The 19,595-nt window shown below is 36.8% G+C and carries 15 protein-coding genes; 8 read left to right on the top strand and 7 right to left on the bottom strand.

The window, feature by feature from the left end; all coding sequences use genetic code 11:
• The first annotated feature begins 118 nt into the window (after positions 1-118).
• From purH to guaA, 3 genes are all read left to right on the top strand, one after another.
• A complete protein-coding gene (purH, locus tag AB8P06_RS06115) occupies positions 119-1,636 on the top strand; it encodes a bifunctional phosphoribosylaminoimidazolecarboxamide formyltransferase/IMP cyclohydrolase (RefSeq protein WP_369839323.1) in 1,518 nt (505 codons plus the stop codon).
• A 93-nt stretch (positions 1,637-1,729) separates the two neighbouring features.
• Positions 1,730-2,968 (top strand): phosphoribosylamine--glycine ligase, encoded by a 1,239-nt coding sequence (gene purD, locus AB8P06_RS06110; RefSeq protein WP_369839320.1) that lies wholly within the window; start codon positions 1,730-1,732, stop codon positions 2,966-2,968.
• A gap of 151 nt (positions 2,969-3,119) precedes the next feature.
• A complete protein-coding gene (gene guaA, locus AB8P06_RS06105; protein ID WP_369839317.1) occupies positions 3,120-4,649 on the top strand; it encodes a glutamine-hydrolyzing GMP synthase in 1,530 nt (509 codons plus the stop codon).
• Between the two features lie 199 nt (positions 4,650-4,848).
• Here guaA and AB8P06_RS06100 read toward each other — a convergent pair whose 3' ends face one another.
• A complete protein-coding gene (locus tag AB8P06_RS06100; protein ID WP_369839314.1) occupies positions 4,849-5,409 on the bottom strand; it encodes a hypothetical protein in 561 nt (186 codons plus the stop codon).
• Positions 5,410-5,602: 193 nt separating this feature from the next.
• Here AB8P06_RS06100 and AB8P06_RS06095 point away from each other — a divergent pair, with 193 nt between their 5' ends.
• A complete protein-coding gene (locus AB8P06_RS06095; RefSeq protein ID WP_369839311.1) occupies positions 5,603-7,105 on the top strand; it encodes a carbon-nitrogen hydrolase family protein in 1,503 nt (500 codons plus the stop codon).
• 60 nt (positions 7,106-7,165) lie between these two features.
• Here the strand turns inward: AB8P06_RS06095 and AB8P06_RS06090 are convergent, their stop codons facing one another.
• Positions 7,166-7,324 carry a bacteriocin-like protein gene (locus AB8P06_RS06090; RefSeq protein ID WP_369839308.1) on the bottom strand — a complete coding sequence of 53 codons (159 nt, stop codon included), beginning with the start codon at positions 7,322-7,324 and terminating at the stop codon, positions 7,166-7,168.
• Between the two features lie 170 nt (positions 7,325-7,494).
• Between AB8P06_RS06090 and AB8P06_RS06085 the strand changes: the two genes are divergently transcribed.
• The 3 genes from AB8P06_RS06085 (at position 7,495) to AB8P06_RS06075 (ending at position 11,309) form a co-directional block, all read left to right on the top strand.
• Positions 7,495-9,141: an ABC1 kinase family protein gene (locus AB8P06_RS06085; RefSeq protein ID WP_369839305.1), complete on the top strand. Its 1,647-nt coding sequence runs from the start codon at positions 7,495-7,497 to the stop codon at positions 9,139-9,141.
• A gap of 294 nt (positions 9,142-9,435) precedes the next feature.
• Positions 9,436-9,939 carry a hypothetical protein gene (locus AB8P06_RS06080; protein WP_369839302.1) on the top strand — a complete coding sequence of 168 codons (504 nt, stop codon included), beginning with the start codon at positions 9,436-9,438 and terminating at the stop codon, positions 9,937-9,939.
• Positions 9,940-9,956: 17 nt separating this feature from the next.
• On the top strand, positions 9,957-11,309 hold the full coding sequence (locus AB8P06_RS06075; RefSeq protein ID WP_369839299.1) for a DEAD/DEAH box helicase: 1,353 nt from the start codon (positions 9,957-9,959) through the stop codon (positions 11,307-11,309).
• 90 nt (positions 11,310-11,399) lie between these two features.
• On the opposite strand, the gene AB8P06_RS06070 is transcribed toward AB8P06_RS06075, so the two are convergent.
• The 4 genes from AB8P06_RS06070 to AB8P06_RS06055 all read right to left on the bottom strand — a co-directional run bounded on the left by AB8P06_RS06070 (position 11,400) and on the right by AB8P06_RS06055 (position 14,769).
• Positions 11,400-12,056, bottom strand: a complete 657-nt coding sequence (locus AB8P06_RS06070) for a GDSL-type esterase/lipase family protein (RefSeq protein WP_369839296.1) — start codon at positions 12,054-12,056, stop codon at positions 11,400-11,402.
• 71 nt (positions 12,057-12,127) lie between these two features.
• Positions 12,128-12,589, bottom strand: a complete 462-nt coding sequence (locus AB8P06_RS06065) for a lipocalin-like domain-containing protein (RefSeq protein WP_369839293.1) — start codon at positions 12,587-12,589, stop codon at positions 12,128-12,130.
• A 224-nt stretch (positions 12,590-12,813) separates the two neighbouring features.
• Positions 12,814-13,977, bottom strand: a complete 1,164-nt coding sequence (locus tag AB8P06_RS06060; protein WP_369839290.1) for an iron-containing alcohol dehydrogenase — start codon at positions 13,975-13,977, stop codon at positions 12,814-12,816.
• Positions 13,978-14,163: 186 nt separating this feature from the next.
• Positions 14,164-14,769, bottom strand: coding sequence for a hypothetical protein (locus AB8P06_RS06055; RefSeq protein WP_369839287.1), 606 nt, complete (start codon positions 14,767-14,769; stop codon positions 14,164-14,166).
• 489 nt (positions 14,770-15,258) lie between these two features.
• Here AB8P06_RS06055 and AB8P06_RS06050 point away from each other — a divergent pair, with 489 nt between their 5' ends.
• Complete coding sequence (locus AB8P06_RS06050; RefSeq protein WP_369839285.1) at positions 15,259-17,793, top strand: phosphoenolpyruvate carboxylase; 2,535 nt, start codon at positions 15,259-15,261, stop codon at positions 17,791-17,793.
• 184 nt (positions 17,794-17,977) lie between these two features.
• On the opposite strand, the gene AB8P06_RS06045 is transcribed toward AB8P06_RS06050, so the two are convergent.
• Positions 17,978-19,582, bottom strand: coding sequence for a S8 family peptidase (locus AB8P06_RS06045; RefSeq protein ID WP_369839282.1), 1,605 nt, complete (start codon positions 19,580-19,582; stop codon positions 17,978-17,980).
• Between the last annotated feature and the right edge of the window lie 13 nt (positions 19,583-19,595).

The raw sequence follows: 19,595 nt of genomic DNA, 5'->3' as shown, positions 1-19,595 counted from the left end.
TTGCTAAACTAATACATTGTTACATTAAAAAAATCTAAGTAAAATAAAAGTAAATCCGGGGATGAAAGACCGGAATACAGTTTGAAATAGCTGTAAAAAGTAAAAAATTGAAAGTAAAATGAGTAAAAAGAGAGTTTTAATCAGTGTTTCTGACAAAAGCGGATTGATCGAATTTGCGCGGTTTTTGGAAGCCCAAAATTATGAACTGATTTCTACAGGAGGTACATTCAAACATTTGAAAGATGCTGGTTTAAATCCAATTCAGATTGATGAGGTGACCAATTTCCCGGAAATGTTGGATGGCAGAGTGAAAACTTTACACCCGAAAGTTCATGGCGGTCTTTTAGCAGTTCGTGCCAACGAAGAGCACATGAAAACGGTTCAGGAGCACGGAATTGGTCTGATTGACATGGTTATTGTAAACCTTTATCCTTTCTTTGAAAATGTAAACAAAGACATTTCTTTACATGAGAAGGTAGAATTTATTGATATCGGTGGACCTTCAATGCTTCGTTCAGCAGCTAAAAACTTTGATTCTGTTACCGTGATTACCGATGTGGAAGATTATGCTACAGTAAAGATCGAAATGGAACAAAACGGTGACACTTACATTGAAACCCGTAAAAAGCTGGCTGGAAAAGTATTCAACCTTACTTCTGCTTATGACGCTGCTATTTCAAGAATGCTTTTAGATGAAGATTATCCGGCTTACCTTAATGCTTCCTATAAAAAAGTATCCGATTTAAGATACGGTGAAAACCCTCATCAGACGGCTGCTTACTACGTTTCTACTTTTGAGAACGGGGCAATGAAAGACTTCGAACAGCTTGGCGGAAAAGAATTATCTTTCAACAACCTTCGAGATATGGATCTTTGCTGGAAGGTGGTTACAGAATTCAAAGAAGAAATGGCTTGTTGTGCTGTAAAACATTCTACGCCTTGCGGTGTGGCGATCGGAACTTCAGCGTTGGAAACATATCAGAAAACTTTCGAGTGTGACCCGGTTTCTATCTTTGGCGGAATTGTTGCAATGAACTACAAAATCGATGCGGCAACAGCAGAAGAATTAAACAAAACCTTCCTTGAAATTGTAATGGCTCCTGACTTTGATGAAGAAGCCCTTGAAATTTTAAGAAAAAAGAAGAATTTAAGAATTATAAAAATCGTAAATCCTGTTTCTGACAAACAGACATGGGTGAAAATAGACGGTGGAATATTGGTTCAGGATAACGACAGCGTTTTCTCTGATGATATTAAAGTGGTAACTGAAACCCAGCCGACAGAAGAGCAGAAGAAAGCATTGCTTTTCTCACAGAGAGTAGTGAAATACGTTAAATCAAACGCGATTGTAGTTTCCAACGGAATTCAGGCTTTCGGAATCGGAGGCGGCCAGGTAAACAGAATCTGGGCAACCCAGCAGGCGATTGAAAGAGCAAAAGAAAAATTCTCCGGAGATTTGGTATTGGCTTCAGATGCATTTTTCCCTTTCCGTGATGTGGTAGATTTCTGCGCTCAGGAAGGTATCAAAGCAATCATACAGCCGGGAGGAAGTGTAAAAGACCAGGACAGCATCGAAGCAGCGAATGAGCATGGTATTCCGATGATGTTTACCGGAATCAGACATTTTTTACACTAATTAAAATAGAATTAAAAATTAGTTTTGAGATTGTATAAATAGCATTCAAAATTATATATTTGTAGAATATAGACTAGATAATTAAATTAAAGTATGAGAATATTAATCATAGGTGAAGGTGGAAGAGAGTCTGCACTGGCAGAAAAACTTCATAAAGACTCCAGAGTTACTAAAATGTTTTTCGCTAACGGAAATGCTACCACCGATGTAATAGGGAAAAATGTTCATTTATCAGAAATTAAAGAACTTAGAGATTTCGCGATTAAAGAAAAGATCGACTTAACGATTGTAGGTCCTGAAGCACCGCTTGTAGCAGGTTTGAAGGATGAATTTAAAAAGCATGATCTTAAAGTTTTTGGCCCGACTCAAAAAGTGGCAAGCCTGGAAGGAAGTAAGGCTTTCTCTAAGAAATTTATGCAGACCTATGATATCAAAACAGCAAAAGCTGTGGTATTTGATTCATATAATGAGGCTAAAGAATACGTTCAGACCCAGGAATATCCTTTGGTGATCAAGGCAAGTGGTTTGGCAGGCGGAAAAGGTGTTGTAATTTGCGATACTTTGGAAGAGGCCGAAGCCACGATCCACGATTTCATGATTCGCAGAATCTATGGAGATGCCGGTATCCGTTTAGTTATCGAAGAATTTTTACAAGGTTTTGAAGCTTCTATCATTGCATTCTCAAACGGTGAAAAACTTTTCCCTTGTATTGCTGCCAAAGATTATAAAAAGGCAGGTAATGGTGATACAGGGCCTAATACAGGAGGTATGGGATCTGTGGCTCCAAGCCCGGAATTTACCCAGGAGCATTACGCGGATTTCGAAAAAAATATCCTTGAGCCCACCGTTACAGGTCTTAAAGCAGAAGGTTTCAGCTTTAAAGGAATCATCTTCTTCGGATTGATGGTTACTAAAAACGGAGCTTATCTTTTAGAATATAACATGAGATTCGGAGATCCTGAAACCCAGGTATTGATGGCCCTTATGGAAAATAACCTTCTGGACGTTATCAACGACTGTATGAACGGTAAGGACATTGAGCTTAAGTTTAAAGACGAAAAAGCGGTTTGTCTGGTAATGTGTTCCGGAGGATATCCGAGAAACATTGAAACAGGTTTCGAAATCGTAGGCGAAGATAAAGTACAGCACAGCCAGCTATTGCACGCAGGCGCTATCAGAAAAGGCGATAAAGTGGTTTCCAATGGCGGTAGGGTGCTCAACATTGTAGCCACAGGCGCTACTTATGACGATGCCCGCAAGAAAGTGTACGAAGATGCAGGACATGTACATTTCGATTACAGTTTCTACAGAGAAGACATCGGAAAGTTTTAAATAAAATCATGAAAAAAGATTTGGAACGTTTCCAAGTCTTTTTTTGTAACACATTTAATTTAGAAGTCAGAGGCTGGAAACGGGAAGTTAGAGAATAACTTTATGCTTATGGCTTCTGTCAATTATCAAACATCATTTATCAATTATAAAAATGAACAACGGTATTATCATATTAGATTTCGGATCCCAGTACAACCAGCTTATCGGAAGAAGAATCCGTGAGATGGGCGTATATTCTGAAATTCTGCCTTTCAACACTCCTTTACAGGATATTTTAGCAAGAGAACCAAAGGGAATCATCCTTTCCGGAGGTCCAAGTTCCGTGAATGCAGAAAATGCTCACTTAGTAGAAAAAGAATTATATGAGCAAGGAATTCCGGTTTTGGGAATCTGCTACGGAATGCAGCTTACCGCACATCTTTTAGGCGGAAAAGTGCATAAAGGCGTAAAAGGGGAATATGGAAAGGCTCATTTGGAAATCGTTAAAGAAAATGCTCTTTTAAAAGGAGTTACCCAGAATTCCATCGTATGGATGAGCCACTTTGATGAAGTGGGAATGTTGCCGGCAGGTTTTGAGCTCAATGCACAGTCTGGCGTAATGGCGTCTATTTCCAATGAAGAAAGAAAGATCTATTGTGTACAGTTTCACCCGGAAGTTTCCCATACGGAAGAAGGAGGTAAAATGCTTGAGAATTTCGTTTTTGGAATCTGTAATGCAGAAAAAAACTGGAAACTGACAAATTATATTGAAAAAACAGTTGCTGAAATCCGTGAAAAAGTAGGAGACAATAAAGTGATCCTTGGTCTTTCCGGCGGAGTAGACTCTTCGGTAGCAGCGGTTTTAATCCATAAGGCCATCGGAGATCAGCTGACTTGTATTTTTGTAGATACCGGGCTTCTGAGAAAAGATGAGGACAAAAAGGTTATGGATAATTATGGAGAACATTTCCATATGAACATTAAGCTGGTTAACGCTTCTGAAAGATTTCTTTCCAAGCTGGCCGGAGTAGATGATCCTGAGCAAAAAAGAAAAATCATCGGAAACGAGTTTATCCATGTTTTTGATGAAGAATCCCATAAGATTGAAGGAGCTAAGTTTTTAGCGCAGGGAACCATTTATCCCGACGTTATTGAAAGCCAGTCGGTAAACGGACCATCTGCAGTGATTAAATCCCACCACAACGTTGGCGGACTTCCCGAAGATATGGAATTTGAACTGTTGGAGCCTTTAAGAGAACTGTTTAAAGATGAAGTAAGAAAAGTAGGTGAAGAATTGGGAATTCCACATCATCTGGTACACAGACACCCTTTCCCAGGCCCGGGTTTGGGAATCAGAGTACTAGGTGCTGTAGATGCTGAGAAAGTGAGAATCCTTCAGGAAGCTGATGATATTTTCATCGAAGAATTATATAAAAATGATCTTTATGAGAAGGTTTCCCAGGCTTTTGTCGTATTACTTCCCGTAAAATCTGTAGGAGTAATGGGCGATGAAAGAACTTACGAATACACAGCGGTAGTTCGTTCTGCCAATACCATCGACTTTATGACGGCAACCTGGAGCAGGCTTCCTTACGAGTTTTTAGATACGGTATCAAGCAGAATCATCAATGAAGTAAGAGGTATCAACAGGGTGGCTTATGATATTTCAAGCAAACCGCCTGCAACCATTGAATGGGAATAATAGTTTGCTTACTAAAAAATATAAACCTGCTTTATAAAGCAGGTTTTTTTTATGATTCAACTCATGAAATTTTAAATTTTCTGTATTTAATTTTGCAGAAGAGTTAAGTGAGAGTTATTTATTTGATAATAATTTTTTCATCATTTGTGTTTTTTAGCCTCCCGGCAGGGAGGTTTTTTGTTACGTTATAGTTTTAATTTTAATTCAAACATTCGTAGTGGTCTTTCCAAACCTTAGTTTCAATTATTTTAGTTTTATTAAACTTGAAATAATATTTAGTTACAGACCCACAATATTTTGGGGTTCCTATAAAAAATGGAACAACGTCTATTCTTAATCGGTCATTTTTTATTTCTGAAAAAATGGTTGCATTTAAAGGTCCGTTAAGAAGATCTTTATATTGAACTACACCTCCCCAAATAGTATCAAACTTTGCATTTAAATCCCAATTTTTATTTCTATATTCCTTGGAGAGTTTATTCAAATCAATGTCTTTACGTAAACTTTTTATATTTCCTTTTTCGGGAAAAACATTTTTATAAATAGAAGTATCTAAATTACTTAAAGGGTTTGCATATATTGAATCATATACATATACCCCGGAGATATCTTTTCCAAACTCTTTTATTGAACTTTCCTTATCAATAAAATCTTTACTTACAATTCTATATGCTTTACTATATCTAATTTTTGATGCAGAATTACAGCTGACTAAAAAAAGAATGGTTATAAAATAGATAAGTATGTAATAGGTCTTCATTTCATATCTTTTTTAGAAAAATTTTTAAATCTCAAAGCAAAACTATAAAATAAAGTCTATGTTTTCTCCGAAATTATATTGTTGATTCCGATCTTTTTTATCCCCTTAAATCCTCAATAATTTATCCACAAAGTACTCTAATTTAATCACCGGAACGGATTATTTTCCTTAAATTTATTAAAACTTACAGCAAATGCAAATAGAAACACGTACCCTGACGGTTCAGGATTATGATGAATTGGTAGAAACGATGCGACGTGCTTATCCACAAATGTCAGAATATGTCTGGTCTAAAAAAAGTATTGAAAAACTCACTAAAATATTTCCTAAAGGCCAGATCTGCATTACGGTAGATGGCAAATTGGCGGCCGTGGCACTTTCCATTATTGTCAATTATGATGAGTTTGGCGATGACCATACCTACAGTGATATTACGGGAAACTATACCTTTAATACCCACTTATCCACAGGAAATGTTTTATACGGGATAGAAATTTTTGTAGACCCTGAGTTTCGTGAACTGCGATTGGGAAGGAGGTTGTATGATGCCAGAAAAGAATTATGTGAACTTCTCAACCTGAAATCCATTATTCTTGGTGGAAGGATCCCGAATTATCATAAATACAGCGATGAACTTTCAACAAGGGATTATATCCGTAAAGTGAGAGACAAAGAAATTTATGATCCCGTTTTGTCCTTCCAGCTTTCCAATAATTTTTTACCGATTAAAGTCTTAAAAAAATACCTTCCCGAAGACGAATCCTCAAAAGAAAATGCGGTCTTACTGCAATGGAATAACATTTACTACAGCAAAAAGCCAAATACGATGCAGGATAGCATCATCCGTCTGGGCTTGGTGCAATGGCAGATGAGGCATTTTAAAAATATTGATGCCTTTTATGAACAGGTTGAGTTTTTTGTAAATGTGATGGGAGATTATAAATCGGATTTTGTATTATTCCCTGAGCTTTTCAATACCCCGTTATTAGCGCCATTCAATAAGCTTTCGGAAAGAGACAGTATGATAGAGCTGGCTAAGCTTTCAGAGCAGATTAAAAACAGGATTTCAGAGTTGGCGATCAGCTACAATGTCAATATCATCTCCGGAAGCATGCCGGTTTTTGAAAATAATGACCTGTATAATGTGAGCTATCTGCTTCATCGTGATGGCCGTATCGATGAATACCGGAAAATCCATATTACGCCTAATGAAAGAAAATATTATGGAATGAAAGGCGGAAGTGAGATCAGAGTATTTGATACCGATTGCGGGAAAATAGGCCTGGTAATCTGCTATGATGTCGAGTTTCCTGAGCTTCCGAGGATTTTGGCTGATCAGGGAATGAAAATCTTGTTTGTACCTTATCTTACCGATACTCAGAATGCCTATATGAGAGTACGTCATTGTGCAGCGGCAAGAGCCATAGAAAATGAATGCTATGTAGCCATTGCCGGTTGTGTAGGAAATTTGCCGGGAGTTAACAATATGGATATTCAGTTCGGGCAGGCTGCCGTATTTACCCCTTCCGATTTTGCCTTTCCATCCAATGCGGTGAAAGGAGAAGCAACGCCTAATACGGAAATGACTCTAATTGTAGATGTGGATTTAAACCTGTTAAAAGATCTTCATTACAACGGTTCCGTTCAGATTTTGAAAGACAGGCGGAATGATCTCTACGAAACTTATCTTAAATAAATAAAAAAACAGAATGTAGAAATACATTCTGTTTTTTTATGGGCACTTGCTTGACAAATATTATGCATATTGAGGGCAAACCACAGCCGGACAGATCAGTCTTGGACATCTTGGTCTTCCGTCATCAGGACAACATTTGTTTGAACAGTTAAGAACGATTCCGCCGCCTGAAACATTTTTTAATTCTTCTCTTGAAAGTTTTTTAGGTAAATTTTTCATTTTATAATATTTTTTGGTTGATAATCGAATAAAGATAAAAAAATCTGTTGAATGAAAAACAGGATATAATGATTTTATTTTTAATTATTGATAAAAGGACTTTTTATTCCCCGGATAAAAAAGGATAGGAATAATTTTTGAAGTACATTGCAACTACTTATTTTTATAATATGTTTGACAAGCAACAGAGAAAACTGAAAAGATCGGCAAGACTGATTTCCGTATTGAGTAAATATGGCTTTAAAGATATGCTGGCAAGAATGAACAGCGGAAAACAGGAAGAGAGTTCTGCAAATTCTGATGAAATCATTTCAAAAGGCACGGTCTATGAACGGATCAGATTGGTATTGGAAGAGCTGGGCCCAACATTTGTAAAGCTGGGGCAGACGTTCAGCAACAGGGAAGATCTGCTGCCGCCTGAGCTGATCCAGGAACTACAGAAATTGCAGGATAAAGTAGATATGGTGGAAATGAATGTGGAAGAAATTCTGGAGAATGAATTCAACATTTCCGTTAAGGACCATTTCCTAGAGATTCAGGAAAAACCTCTGGCAACTGCTTCAATAGCTCAGGTTTATAAAGCGACTTTACTCAATGGAGATGAAGTCATTTTAAAAATAAAAAAGGCCGATGTACAAACCGTTATTGAAGATGATCTTCTTTTAATTAAGGATCTTGAAAAACTCGTTTCTTCCTATTCCGAAATAGGAGAGAAGCTCAACCTGAAGCAGGCCATTTCCACCTTTGAAAAATCTTTGTTGGAAGAAGTTTCCTTAATCAACGAAAAAAATAACATCCTGCAGTTTGCACGGAATTTTAAAAACAATAAAGAAACCTACGTTCCGAAGATCTACGAAGAATTTTCCAATAATAATGTTCTTTGTATGGAGTTCATTGACGGGATAAAAGTAACGGATAAGACTGAGCTTTTAGCCAATGGTATTGATCCTGTAAAGATTTCGGAAGCAGGATTGCGCTTATTTGTTTCCCAGATTTTAGATTACGGTTTTTTTCATGCAGACCCACATGCAGGGAATATTCTGGTGAAAAGAAACGGAAAAGTAGTGTTTATTGATTTCGGGGCAGTGGGGAAAATCCAGCCGAATGATAAGGAAATTCTTGAAAGCCTGATTGTAAGCTTTGTTGCTAAAAATGCACACAAAATTGTAAGATCACTCAAAAAAATGGCTATCAGTTATGAAATTCCGGATGAAAGAAGATTTGAAAATGATGTGGAAGATATTTTGAATTTCGTTCACAGTTCCTCTTTGAAGGACATTCATCCACAGGAGATCATCAATAAAATGAAAGATGTTTTAAAAGATAACCGATTGTACATGCCGGATTATTTTTATCTTTTGTTTAAGGGAATCGGCCTGATAGAAGGTGTTGGACGTACTATAAACCCGGATCTGGATATTGTGAAAAGCCTTAATCCGTACACCAAAAAAATATTCACCAAAAAAATAAGTCCGAAGAATATTTTAAAAACCGGGATGGACCGGGTGATGAGTTTTACGGATAATGTAGATGAAATCCCTAAAGAACTTAGGTCGGTTTTACAAAAGCTGGATGAAAATAAATTTACCGTTTCCAGTGAAATTAAGAATATTGAAAAGACCAACCAGCTAATCAAATCAAGTGTAGTTAATCTGATTCTTGCCATGATTTTAGGGGCAAACATAGTGGCAACAGCAATTGTTTTTGTCTCAGAAGCCGGGCCGAGAATCGGGGAAATGTCTTTGGTTGCCGTCTTAGGTTTTATTTTCTCGGTACTTTTAGTTTTAATCCTTTTATTAAGAATCACCAGAAAATAATTCGGGTACTATATATTATTTTACTTATCATTTTTTATTAATGTAAAGTTTTAAAAATCAGTCTACTATGAGGCGTTTTTTGAAAATCTATTGTACAGATTAAAAACTTTGCTCATCTTAGATGTATCCGATGCATCATTTTCTTTGCGATAAAAACTTATCATTGAAAGAACCGGAAACAATCAATATAAAATAGTATTATATATATTATAATTCTTTATTAACCCTTTATTATGGGAATCTCAACAAATAGTTGGAAGCAAACCAAGCAACTAACTAATTAAAAAAACGAATATGAAAACACTGATATCATCCACCTTAATATTCTGCAGTTTCCTCATTTTTGCCCAGGAAAATAACGGAATTTTAGGCGACTATGACGGAAACGGAACAAAAGAGTACGCTTATTCCAAAGTAAGCGATTGCAGTGACGAATGTGACGGAAAATGTGAAACAACAATCTATTTCAGTGATAGCAATATAAAATCATTTATAATTGTACCTGCCAATAACGGAAGTCTATACAACCTTAAAGATTTGAACGATGACGGAAAAGATGATCTTGGATTTTATCCGGACTGGTGTACAAGCTGCTGGCATCCGTTTTATGTCTATACCAACAGGAAAAACGGATGGAAGCCTTTGGTGGAACCTATTTCTACTCATTGTTCCCAATGGGAGGAAGAAAAGTTTCCTATAAAAAAAGACCCTGAGAAGAAAGGAAATGTGATCATTACTACCAGTAAATGGCTGGATGATGATATTAAAATAATCAGCCAAAGTGTAAAGATTAATTAAATACCTATCTTTGCAAAATGGAAAAACTCACTTTTGCAGATTTTGAACTGCCGGTTAAAATTCTTGATGTTTTAGCGGATCTGGAATTGTTCGAACCCACACCTATCCAGGAGAAGAGTATAAAACCGATACTTTCCGGAAGAGATGTAATGGGAATCGCACAAACAGGAACCGGTAAAACACTGGCCTATCTTTTACCTGTTCTTAAGACCTGGAAATACAATAAAACCGGGAATCCAACGGTTCTGGTTTTGGTTCCGACAAGAGAACTGGTTGTTCAGGTAACAGAAATTATCGAGAAATTAACGGAAAATATTACTGCAAGAGTAATCGGAATTTATGGTGGAAAAAATATCAATACCCAGAAGCTGTTATTCAACGATGGTTGTGATATTTTAGTGGGAACTCCGGGAAGGGTGATGGATTTAGCCATTGACAATGCAATCTCCCTGAAGGAAATCCAGAAGCTGATCATTGATGAATTTGATGAAATGCTTAATTTAGGTTTCAGACCGCAGTTGACCCATATTTTTGAAATGATGAAAGAGAAGAGACAGAACATTCTTTTCTCAGCAACGATGACAGAAGCGGTAGACGAAATGCTGGATGAATATTTTGCAAGTCCTGTGGAAATTTCATTGGCAAAATCCGGAACTCCGCTTGAAAAAATAGAACAGACCGCTTATAAAGTTGAAAACTTCAATACTAAAATCAACCTGCTTGAACATTTATTGAAAAACGATACGGACATGTCCAAAGTATTGATCTTCAATAATAATAAAAAACATGCAGATCTTTTGTTTACAAAAATTGATGAGCTTTTCCCGGATCAGTTTGATGTAATCCACTCTAATAAATCCCAGAATTACAGGCTTAAAGCAATGAAGAGCTTTGAAAATGAAGAGATCAGGGGGCTGATTACTACAGATGTTATGGCAAGAGGTCTGGATATTTCAGATATTACCCATGTGATCAATTTTGAAACACCAGATGTTCCTGAGCAGTATATTCACAGGATCGGTAGAACGGGTAGGGCAGACAAAGACGGTAAAGCGATCACTTTCGTTACGAAAAAAGAAGAACCTTTGATTTTAGACATCGAATTACTGATGGATAAAGACCTTAAGTTCATTGATTTCCCTGAAGGAGTAAAAATAAATCCTAATAAAATAGCTTCCGAAAAAGACGACGTGGTCATGAAAAACCCGGCACAGGTAAAACTGAATGATGGTGGCGGAGCGTTCCATGAGAAAAAGGATAAAAATAAAAAAGAAAACTGGGGTGGTCCGTCAAAAAGAAAGGCACCTAAAAAGTTCGGAGCCAACAGGGCACAGCAAAAAGCAATTTCAAAATCTAAAAGAAAGAAATAATAAAAAAAGCTTCATCCATGGATGAAGCTTTTTTATTATTGAGACTTTATTATCTGGTGGCTGAGGCTCTCGAAGCCGCCAGATAGGCATTTATTTCATGTAAGGTCTCATTTCGTTTGCCCAGGCCTTATAACCTTCCGCATTGGTATGAAGCATATCTTCCAGAAAGAGGTCTTTCCGTACATTTCCGTTAGCATCTTCCATGGCTTTGGTAATATCGATGAATTCCGCATTAGGCTCTTTCTTCATAAAAGCAGCGATTTTTTTATTGGCCTGCTTCATCTGTGGCCATAGTTTCTCCCTACTCGGCGAATACTTGATAGAAATATAATCGACTTCTATATCTGGAAACTTTTCCCGGATCTTTTTGTAAAATGTTTTATACCTTTCTACAACTGCTTTCGCTTTTAACTGATGATTATCTGCGAAATCATTATCACCGCAGTAGATAATAATCTGTTTTGGCTGATAAGGGTTCAGTAAATCTTCAGAATAATAAATAAGGTCTGTTAATCTCGAACCTCCAAAACCTCTGTTGATGATGGTTTTACCAGGGAAATAACTGGCAACATCCGTCCATTTGGTAAAAGACGAGCTCCCGATTAGAAGGATGGCATCTTTTGGAGGTGGGGTCTCCTGATCAATTTTTTTGAAATTTTGAATGTCCTGCCAGAACATCGGTTTGTTTTCCTGTGAAAAGAACAGGGCATAAGCCAGCAATAAGAATGCTGATAGGATCTTCTTCATTTTTTAATAATTTTTAGTTAATTAAAACCTTTTCATAAAAAACTCCCGAAGGTTTTTCGGGAGTCTGGTTTTTATCTTTTGTAAGAAATATAGTTGATGTCGATCACCTGGTCTCCATCTATGTCTATATTCCCAAACGTTTGCATTAATCTTAATTCTGTACTGCTAAGAATGACTACTTTGTACTTTCTTTCATTGTCATTATTGTATTTGATAACAAGATCTTTGCTTTCAGTGTCATAAGTGAAGGTTCCTTCAGTTTTGCTGTTGAGCTGGCAATCGGCTCCCACACCTGCATATGCAGTATATGATGTATAATAATCAGTTCTGAACTCAGTTATATTTTTTGCACTACATCCTGAAGGCGTATCAGAAGTTATTACAGTTTTATTGTCTTTTCCGGAAATAATTTCTGTTTTACTAGTCTTCCAGTCTCCCTTCATCATATCTACTTCATAAGCTTGTATATTATCATCTTCACAAGAAGTAAGCGCTAGTGCTGAAAAGGCAAATAAAAGTAATTGTTTTTTCATTTTTACAAATTTAGAATATGCTAAAATATAAATAAATTTGAAATATTTATAATGAAATTAATGTTTTTTAAACGAATGTTTATAAATAATAGGATTTTTTGTAAAAGGTTAGAAGTTGAAAGAACCGTTTTAAGATTTAAACAGTAAAATTACTTAAAAAATTTAATCATCTCCCTTTAATAATTGCTTTAACCTTAAACCCAAAACCCAAAACTTTAAACCATTTAATAGCTCATCTCTACAATTTTATACGCATCCTGCGGGGTCAGGGTTTTATGCTCACCCAAGCCCAGCCAGTTTCTGTCTGTAAATGCTTTTTCAACCCTTTCAGCAGTTCCTTTGTAGTCTTCCGTATATTCTGAAAGCCTGGTCTGAATATTTAAGCTATGGAAAAACGATTCCATTTTCTTGATTCCTGCTTCTGCCTTTTCTTCCACTGTTCCTTCTGTAATTCCCCATACTCTCTCAGCGTATTGCGCTAATTTTCCCTTTTTGGTTTCGAAATTATAACGGTAATGCGACGGAGCAATGATGGCCAGTGTTCTTGCATGATCAATTCCGTAATAAGCCGTTAATTCGTGACCCATAGCATGAACAGCCCAGTCTGTGATCACTCCTTTCTGAATAAGCCCGTTTAAGGCCATTGTACAGCACCACATAAAATTCCCTGCCGCCTCATAATCAAAATCATCGGCCAAAACCTTAGGAGCGGTTTCCTGTAAGCTGATTAAAATACTTTCTGCAATTCTTTCCTGCAGGTCAGCAGACGAAGGAGCCGTCATATACTGTTCTAAAACATGAGTATAGGCATCGGTAATCCCGTTTACAATCTGGTTTTTGGGAATAGATCTTACAACTTCCGGATCCAGAACGGAAAACTGCGGAAAAAGTCCCGGGCCACCTGAAGATAATTTTTCATTCGTTTCCCTTCTTGAGATCACGTAGCCGGAATTCATTTCAGAACCCGTTGCAGGAAGCGTTAAAATACTACCAAAAGGCATTCCTTCTCCTTCAAAAGTTCTTACCGGTTTCTTAAGGATTTCCCAAGGCTCACCATCATAATTGGCCGCAGCAGAAAGGAATTTTGTTCCGTCAATCACAGAACCTCCGCCTACAGCCAAAAGAAAAGTGATATTTTTTTCCCTGATAAACTGTAATGCACTCATTAAAACCTCATATTCAGGATTGGCAGGAATTCCGCCAAATTCATAAAACTCATGATCTTTCAAAGCTTCTTTTACCTGATCATAAACACCATTGTTTTTGATGCTTCCGCCTCCATAAATCATTAATATTTTTGCATCCTGGGGAATTTCCTTTGAAATTTTAGCAATTTCACCTTTCCCGAAAAGTATTTTAGTTGGATTTTTAAACTCGAAATTAAGCATTGTTTTTACTTTTTTAATAAGCCAAATGTACGCAATGCAAAAGGAAAAATGAGTTAAGGAAGTTTTAAAATTCTTATGATTTTATTTAATAAAAACTATCAGGATTTGTCTGTATTTCTTCAAAAACCTAAAGTAGTAAGAATGTTATTCCATATCGTTTTCTGTAATTGCAGTAATTTTAAAGGTTTACTTATTGCAGTCATTGCTTTTATAATAAACACCATTACTTCTGGATTCGAGCTTTCCGTTTTTCCTGTTGATTTTTACTAAAAAAGATTCTTTAATTACCGGACAACTTTTAGATTTTAAAGCATAAAGTGAAATATACCGGTCTTCAATTTTGTATGAGCCGGTAAACCTGTTCGCTGTATCAATTGAAAAACCGTTGATCTTGGCAATAAGAAGAGCTTCGGGAAGATTATCCACGAATCCGATAAAGTTTTTCAATTGTTTTTCAGAGGTCAGAGATTCCGGTTTATTATTATTACAGATAAGAATATATGAAAAGCAGTTTTCGGTCTGGCATTCCCTGAAAAAGCCGTTGTTTGGGGAAGATTCGTCGATACCGGCCATGTTTTCCGGTCTCTGGCTGTCGTAGATCAATTCCGGTTCCGGTTTATCGCTTGGACGATGTACCTGCCAATAATCATATTTTTTATCCGGAATCATAAACGGATATGAAAAATCAGCAGAATCCAATATATCCGGAATTTTTTTATAATCGTCAGGAACTTTGATCTGTGCAGAGAACAAGTTGGATATGACCAGTGAAAAAGCGACGATTATTCTCATAAAAAGAAAATGTTTCCGGCAAATTTACGAAATGAAGGTGTTAGATTCTGACTTTTGTGACTGATTATTTATAAGAGCCATTCAAAAAGATAAGCTTTAAACCTGTTGTATATTTTGAATCCTTGTATTTCAAAAATAAGTGGACGCCTTTGTTTATCTTATTTTCAAACAGTTAAAATTAAGTCTTGTCTTTCTTTGCATTTTAAATTATCGCAAGGCTATACAAAGTTTCTTAATATAAAATGATCTCTAATAGAGATAAACAAAGCCATTTCATTTAAAAAAGTAAAACAAAAGTATATATGTTTAATTATCAATAATTCCAAATTATTTCCAAAAATGCACAACGGATAAGCTTTAAGCATTTTTTTATAAATATTTTTTATCCTTTTTGATATTTCCTGTCATCTTTTTTCTATCATCCGAAATCATAATCATTTTTTAATAAAACAGAACGGATTTAAAAACAAAATCTCCTACATTTGTTATATGATACACGACCAACGCGCAGAAAAATTCAGGCAGATCGTGGAAAATAAGTTCCAGATCTACAATTCATTATTTATGAGCCTGCCTTATGATAAAATGACCAATATCGGAATGCTCCTTCCGTTTTTGTATGAAGAAAGTAAAAATGGCTACGATGCCGGAAAAACCCCGGAAGAGATCGTGGAAGATTTCTTTAAAAGCCATACCGATCTGCAGACGGAAGAGCAGAAACTTGAACTTCTTTTTAAAATCATTCAGTATATCGAAAGACAGGTGGTTTTGTTTGACAGTATTGAAGATGCTGCCTTTCCAAACCTGCATTCTGAGAGCGATAACGGTACAGTTACCAATCTTTTTGAACGCTCGGTTCAGGATCATAAGCTGGAAAAAGTACGTGAGAAGCTGAAAGATTTTACCGTTAAAGTAGTTTTTACCGCGCACCCGACTCAGTTTTATCCGAGTTCCGTACAAAGGATCATCCAGGATCTGAGAAGTGCAATTACCACAGATTCTGTTACGAATATTGATATGCTGTTGCAGCAGTTGGGAAAAACACCTTTCGTAAATAAAGAAAAACCGACCCCTGTTGATGAGGCTCTAAGCATTATTTCCTATTTGAGATATGTCTATTACGACACCATAGGAGAGCTGTTTACCAAAATTAAAAAAACATTTGGAAACGGTCATTTCCATCTGCACGAAGATATTATCCAGCTTGGTTTCTGGCCGGGCGGTGACAGAGATGGAAACCCTTTTGTAACCGCTGGTGTGACCAAAAGAGTAGCCGAAGAACTTCGCTCAGCGATTTTAAAATCCTATTACAGCCATTTGAAATTTATCAGAAGAAGATTGAGTTTCAGAGGCGTTTCAGAAGCTTTAAATCAGCTGAATGATGAATTGTATGCGGCGATTTTCAATAATCAGAAAATTACAGCCGAAGATATTCTTAAAAGAGCAGATGAAGCAGAACATATTCTGATCAGTCAGCATAACTCATTATTTTTAGATCTGTTGGTGAATTTTAAAGATAGGGTTAAGATTTTCGGAACCCACTTTGCAACATTGGATATCCGTCAGGACAGCAGGATCCATCAGAAAGTTATCGATGAGGTTTTTGCTAAAGTGTATGGAAATACAGAAGAGGATCACGAAGAAAAATTCAATAAGCTGATTCAGGCTTCAGATAAAATAAGCCCGGATGACTTTGAAGATATTGTAAAAGATACTTTATTAACCGTTTCCCAGGTTTCTGAAATCCAGCAGCTGAACGGATCAAGGGGAATGAACCGCTATATTATTTCCAATTCCGATGCCGTGAAAGATGTAATGAATGTATACGCATTCTTTAAAATTTGCGGTTACCGGGATGAAGAGATCAATATGGATATTGTTCCGCTTTTTGAAACCATGGAAGGCCTTGATAACGCTGAAAATGTAATGCAGGAACTATATCAGAATCCTGTTTATAAAAAACATCTGGAAAGAAGAGGAAATCAGCAGACCATTATGTTGGGATTCTCTGACGGAACAAAAGACGGCGGTTATTTAAAAGCCAACTGGGAAATTTATAAAGCCAAAGAAATCCTGACAAAACTTTCCGAAGAAAAAGGGATTAAAGTAGTCTTCTTTGATGGCAGGGGCGGCCCACCGGCAAGAGGAGGCGGAAAAACCCATGATTTCTATGCTTCACAGGGAAATACTATTGCGAATAACAAAATCGAGTTGACCATCCAGGGACAAACGATTACAAGTATTTTCGGAAATAAGGAGCAGGCAAAATACAATTTCGAACAGCTTCTGACTGCAGGAGTTGAGAATGATGTGTTTAAAAATTCTAAAAAAGATTTAACCGAAAAGGAAAGAAAGCTGATCACTGAATTGGCAAATATCAGTTATAAAAAATATTCAGATTTAAAAGCTCACCAGATGTTTGTTCCTTATCTTCAGGAGATGAGTACGCTTGAATATTACGGGAAAACAAATATCGGAAGCCGTCCTTCAAAGCGGGGAAATGGAAACGAACTGAAATTTGAGGATTTAAGAGCTATTCCGTTTGTAGGATCATGGTCACAGCTGAAGCAAAATGTTCCGGGATTCTTCGGATTTGGTTTTGCCATGCAGGAAATGAAAAAGCAGGGCAGGTTTGAAGAAGTAAAAGAATTATACAAAGGTTCCGACTTCTTTAAAACTTTAGTTTTAAACTCGATGATGAGTATGAACAAATCTTATTTCCCGTTGACGTACTACATTAAAAATAATCCGAAATTCGGTGAGTTCTGGAATGTGCTTTTTGAAGAGTATAATCTCTCCAAAGACATCATGCTGGAATTAACAGGTTTTACACTGCTTCAGGAAGAAGACCCGCTTTCAAGAAAATCCGTGAAAATCCGTGAGAAGATCGTATTGCCGTTATTGAGCATTCAGCAATATGCTTTAATGAAGATACAGAAGGGTGAGGGTGATAAGACAGCTTATGAGAAACTGGTAACACGTTCTTTGTTCGGCAATATTAATGCGAGCAGAAACTCTGCGTAATTGAAGAATTGAACATTAAGATGATTAAGTTTTTAAGACATGATTAATTGTTCAATGTTTGTCATTCGGAACGGAGCGTAAGCGTAGTGAAGGAATCTCAATAAAAAGAAGTCAGGAGAAAACATAGTTTAATGTGTACCTAAATATTTAAAAACAAAAACCTTCCGATCCGGAAGGTTTTATTTTATTCTTTTATAAATTTCTCATAATAAATTTTATCTTTCATCTGAATTTTCAGATAATAAGTTCCTTTTGCAAAATCTTCAACTTTTACGGATCTCTGATTGGCATTTTTTACAATCAGCCTTCCGAGGTTATCGTAAATCTCCAGAGATAAAACATCGTCTTCAGAAGCAATATTTAAAATATTTTTAACAGGATTTGGGAAAATACTTATTTTTTTCTCCTTCACCATTTCGGATGTACTTAGAGTGGTGTTGTAGAAACTTCCGAAATTAAGAATTCCATATCCCATCTGATCGGTATGATTGGGATATAATGATGCAGTCTGTCTCAGTTTGGTTCTCATTGCATCTCTGTTCATGGTAGAAAATGCCTGAATCAGACAGGCTACTCCGCCGGCAGCAATCGGGGTGGCAATGGAAGTTCCGCTCACAATAGTTGTAGCGTTGTCGTTAACGGTAACGGTATTTGATCCTCTTGTACTTCCGTCGGGTTTTATGACTCCTAAAGAATTAGGACCGAAAGCTGAAAATGCGGATGAGGCTCCGGCAGAATCTACAGATCCTATTGTAAAAACTTTGGCATTATCTGCAGGCGTAAGGATGTAATGCCATGCCTGGTTTCCGAAATTACCTGCTGCAAACAATACAAAAATTCCTTTATTGACAGCGATTTCCGAAGCTCTTGCAATGAAAGAGGTGCTTCCGTTCAGATTGGCATAAGTATAATTATATTTCGGATCATCAAATTGGGCATATCCTAAAGAAGTCGTAATAAGATCAACCCCTTTTCTGTCAGCTTCTTCCGCAGCTTCAATCCAGTAAAGCTCTTCCTCCGGAATTTCTACCGTAGTATTCTCACTCCGGTAAAGATAAAAGTCGGCATCCGGAGCAGCTCCCACAAAAGTATCCTGAATATATCCGCCGATAGCTCCCAGAACAACAGAGCCGTGGCCGTTCAGGGATGTATTATAAATGTCATTGCTTTTGGTAACAAAGTCGTAGCCGGCTTTAATCTGATTATTGGTCCATAATCGGGAATAGGCTGAACCTGTATTTACTGTAGGAAATCCGGTATCAATCACAGCAATGGAAACTCCCGTTCCTGTGTATCCGGCAAGATGAAGCGGCCTTAAATTGATCTGGTCAATCTGTTCGGAACCGGAACCGTAATTAAAAGTGGTTAAGTTTTTATTGGCATCAGATGGGCTTTCCCATTTGTTGAAGCTGCCTGTTTTTGTACCCGATGAAGAATTTTTAGCAAAACTTTCTACAGTCTGTACATAAGTTTGAGATTGCAGAGTTATGATTTGTGCGGGTGTGGCATTGACGGCAACCCCGTTCAGCCATTTGGAATAATCGGTTACCGTAAAACCCAGATTCTGAATGTTCTGAATGTAAGACTGCTCGATCGGAGCATCCTGGTCATTCAATGAAATTCCCAGTGATATCCTCCTGTTTAAAGACTTTTGGGAGAGTTCAGATAGCGGATTGGCATAAAAAGAGGCTTTGTTCGGTTTATCCTTGAAAAACACAAAAACAAGGCTTGTTTGTGCAGAAACTGAAGAATAACCTGTTAAAAGACAAAAGAGTAAAATTCTTTTCATGTATTTATTTTTC

The sequence above is a fragment of the Chryseobacterium tongliaonense genome, assembly GCF_041224435.1.
GTDB lineage: Bacteria > Bacteroidota > Bacteroidia > Flavobacteriales > Weeksellaceae > Chryseobacterium > Chryseobacterium tongliaoense.
Note: the sequence above shows the minus strand (reverse complement) of the source record. Positions and strands in the feature narration are given on the sequence as shown.

What these genes read in the sequence shown, in the direction of transcription:
- AB8P06_RS06100 (WP_369839314.1), bottom strand. Translation starts at nt 5,409, where the DNA reads ATGAAGACCTATTACATACTTATCTATTTTATAACCATTCTTTTTTTA.
- AB8P06_RS06045 (WP_369839282.1), bottom strand. Translation starts at nt 19,582, where the DNA reads ATGAAAAGAATTTTACTCTTTTGTCTTTTAACAGGTTATTCTTCAGTT.
- AB8P06_RS06080 (WP_369839302.1), top strand. Translation starts at nt 9,436, where the DNA reads ATGAAAACACTGATATCATCCACCTTAATATTCTGCAGTTTCCTCATT.
- guaA (WP_369839317.1), top strand. Translation starts at nt 3,120, where the DNA reads ATGAACAACGGTATTATCATATTAGATTTCGGATCCCAGTACAACCAG.
- AB8P06_RS06090 (WP_369839308.1), bottom strand. Translation starts at nt 7,324, where the DNA reads ATGAAAAATTTACCTAAAAAACTTTCAAGAGAAGAATTAAAAAATGTT.
- AB8P06_RS06075 (WP_369839299.1), top strand. Translation starts at nt 9,957, where the DNA reads ATGGAAAAACTCACTTTTGCAGATTTTGAACTGCCGGTTAAAATTCTT.
- AB8P06_RS06060 (WP_369839290.1), bottom strand. Translation starts at nt 13,977, where the DNA reads ATGCTTAATTTCGAGTTTAAAAATCCAACTAAAATACTTTTCGGGAAA.
- purD (WP_369839320.1), top strand. Translation starts at nt 1,730, where the DNA reads ATGAGAATATTAATCATAGGTGAAGGTGGAAGAGAGTCTGCACTGGCA.
- purH (WP_369839323.1), top strand. Translation starts at nt 119, where the DNA reads ATGAGTAAAAAGAGAGTTTTAATCAGTGTTTCTGACAAAAGCGGATTG.
- AB8P06_RS06070 (WP_369839296.1), bottom strand. Translation starts at nt 12,056, where the DNA reads ATGAAGAAGATCCTATCAGCATTCTTATTGCTGGCTTATGCCCTGTTC.
- AB8P06_RS06095 (WP_369839311.1), top strand. Translation starts at nt 5,603, where the DNA reads ATGCAAATAGAAACACGTACCCTGACGGTTCAGGATTATGATGAATTG.
- AB8P06_RS06050 (WP_369839285.1), top strand. Translation starts at nt 15,259, where the DNA reads ATGATACACGACCAACGCGCAGAAAAATTCAGGCAGATCGTGGAAAAT.
- AB8P06_RS06065 (WP_369839293.1), bottom strand. Translation starts at nt 12,589, where the DNA reads ATGAAAAAACAATTACTTTTATTTGCCTTTTCAGCACTAGCGCTTACT.
- AB8P06_RS06085 (WP_369839305.1), top strand. Translation starts at nt 7,495, where the DNA reads ATGTTTGACAAGCAACAGAGAAAACTGAAAAGATCGGCAAGACTGATT.
- AB8P06_RS06055 (WP_369839287.1), bottom strand. Translation starts at nt 14,769, where the DNA reads ATGAGAATAATCGTCGCTTTTTCACTGGTCATATCCAACTTGTTCTCT.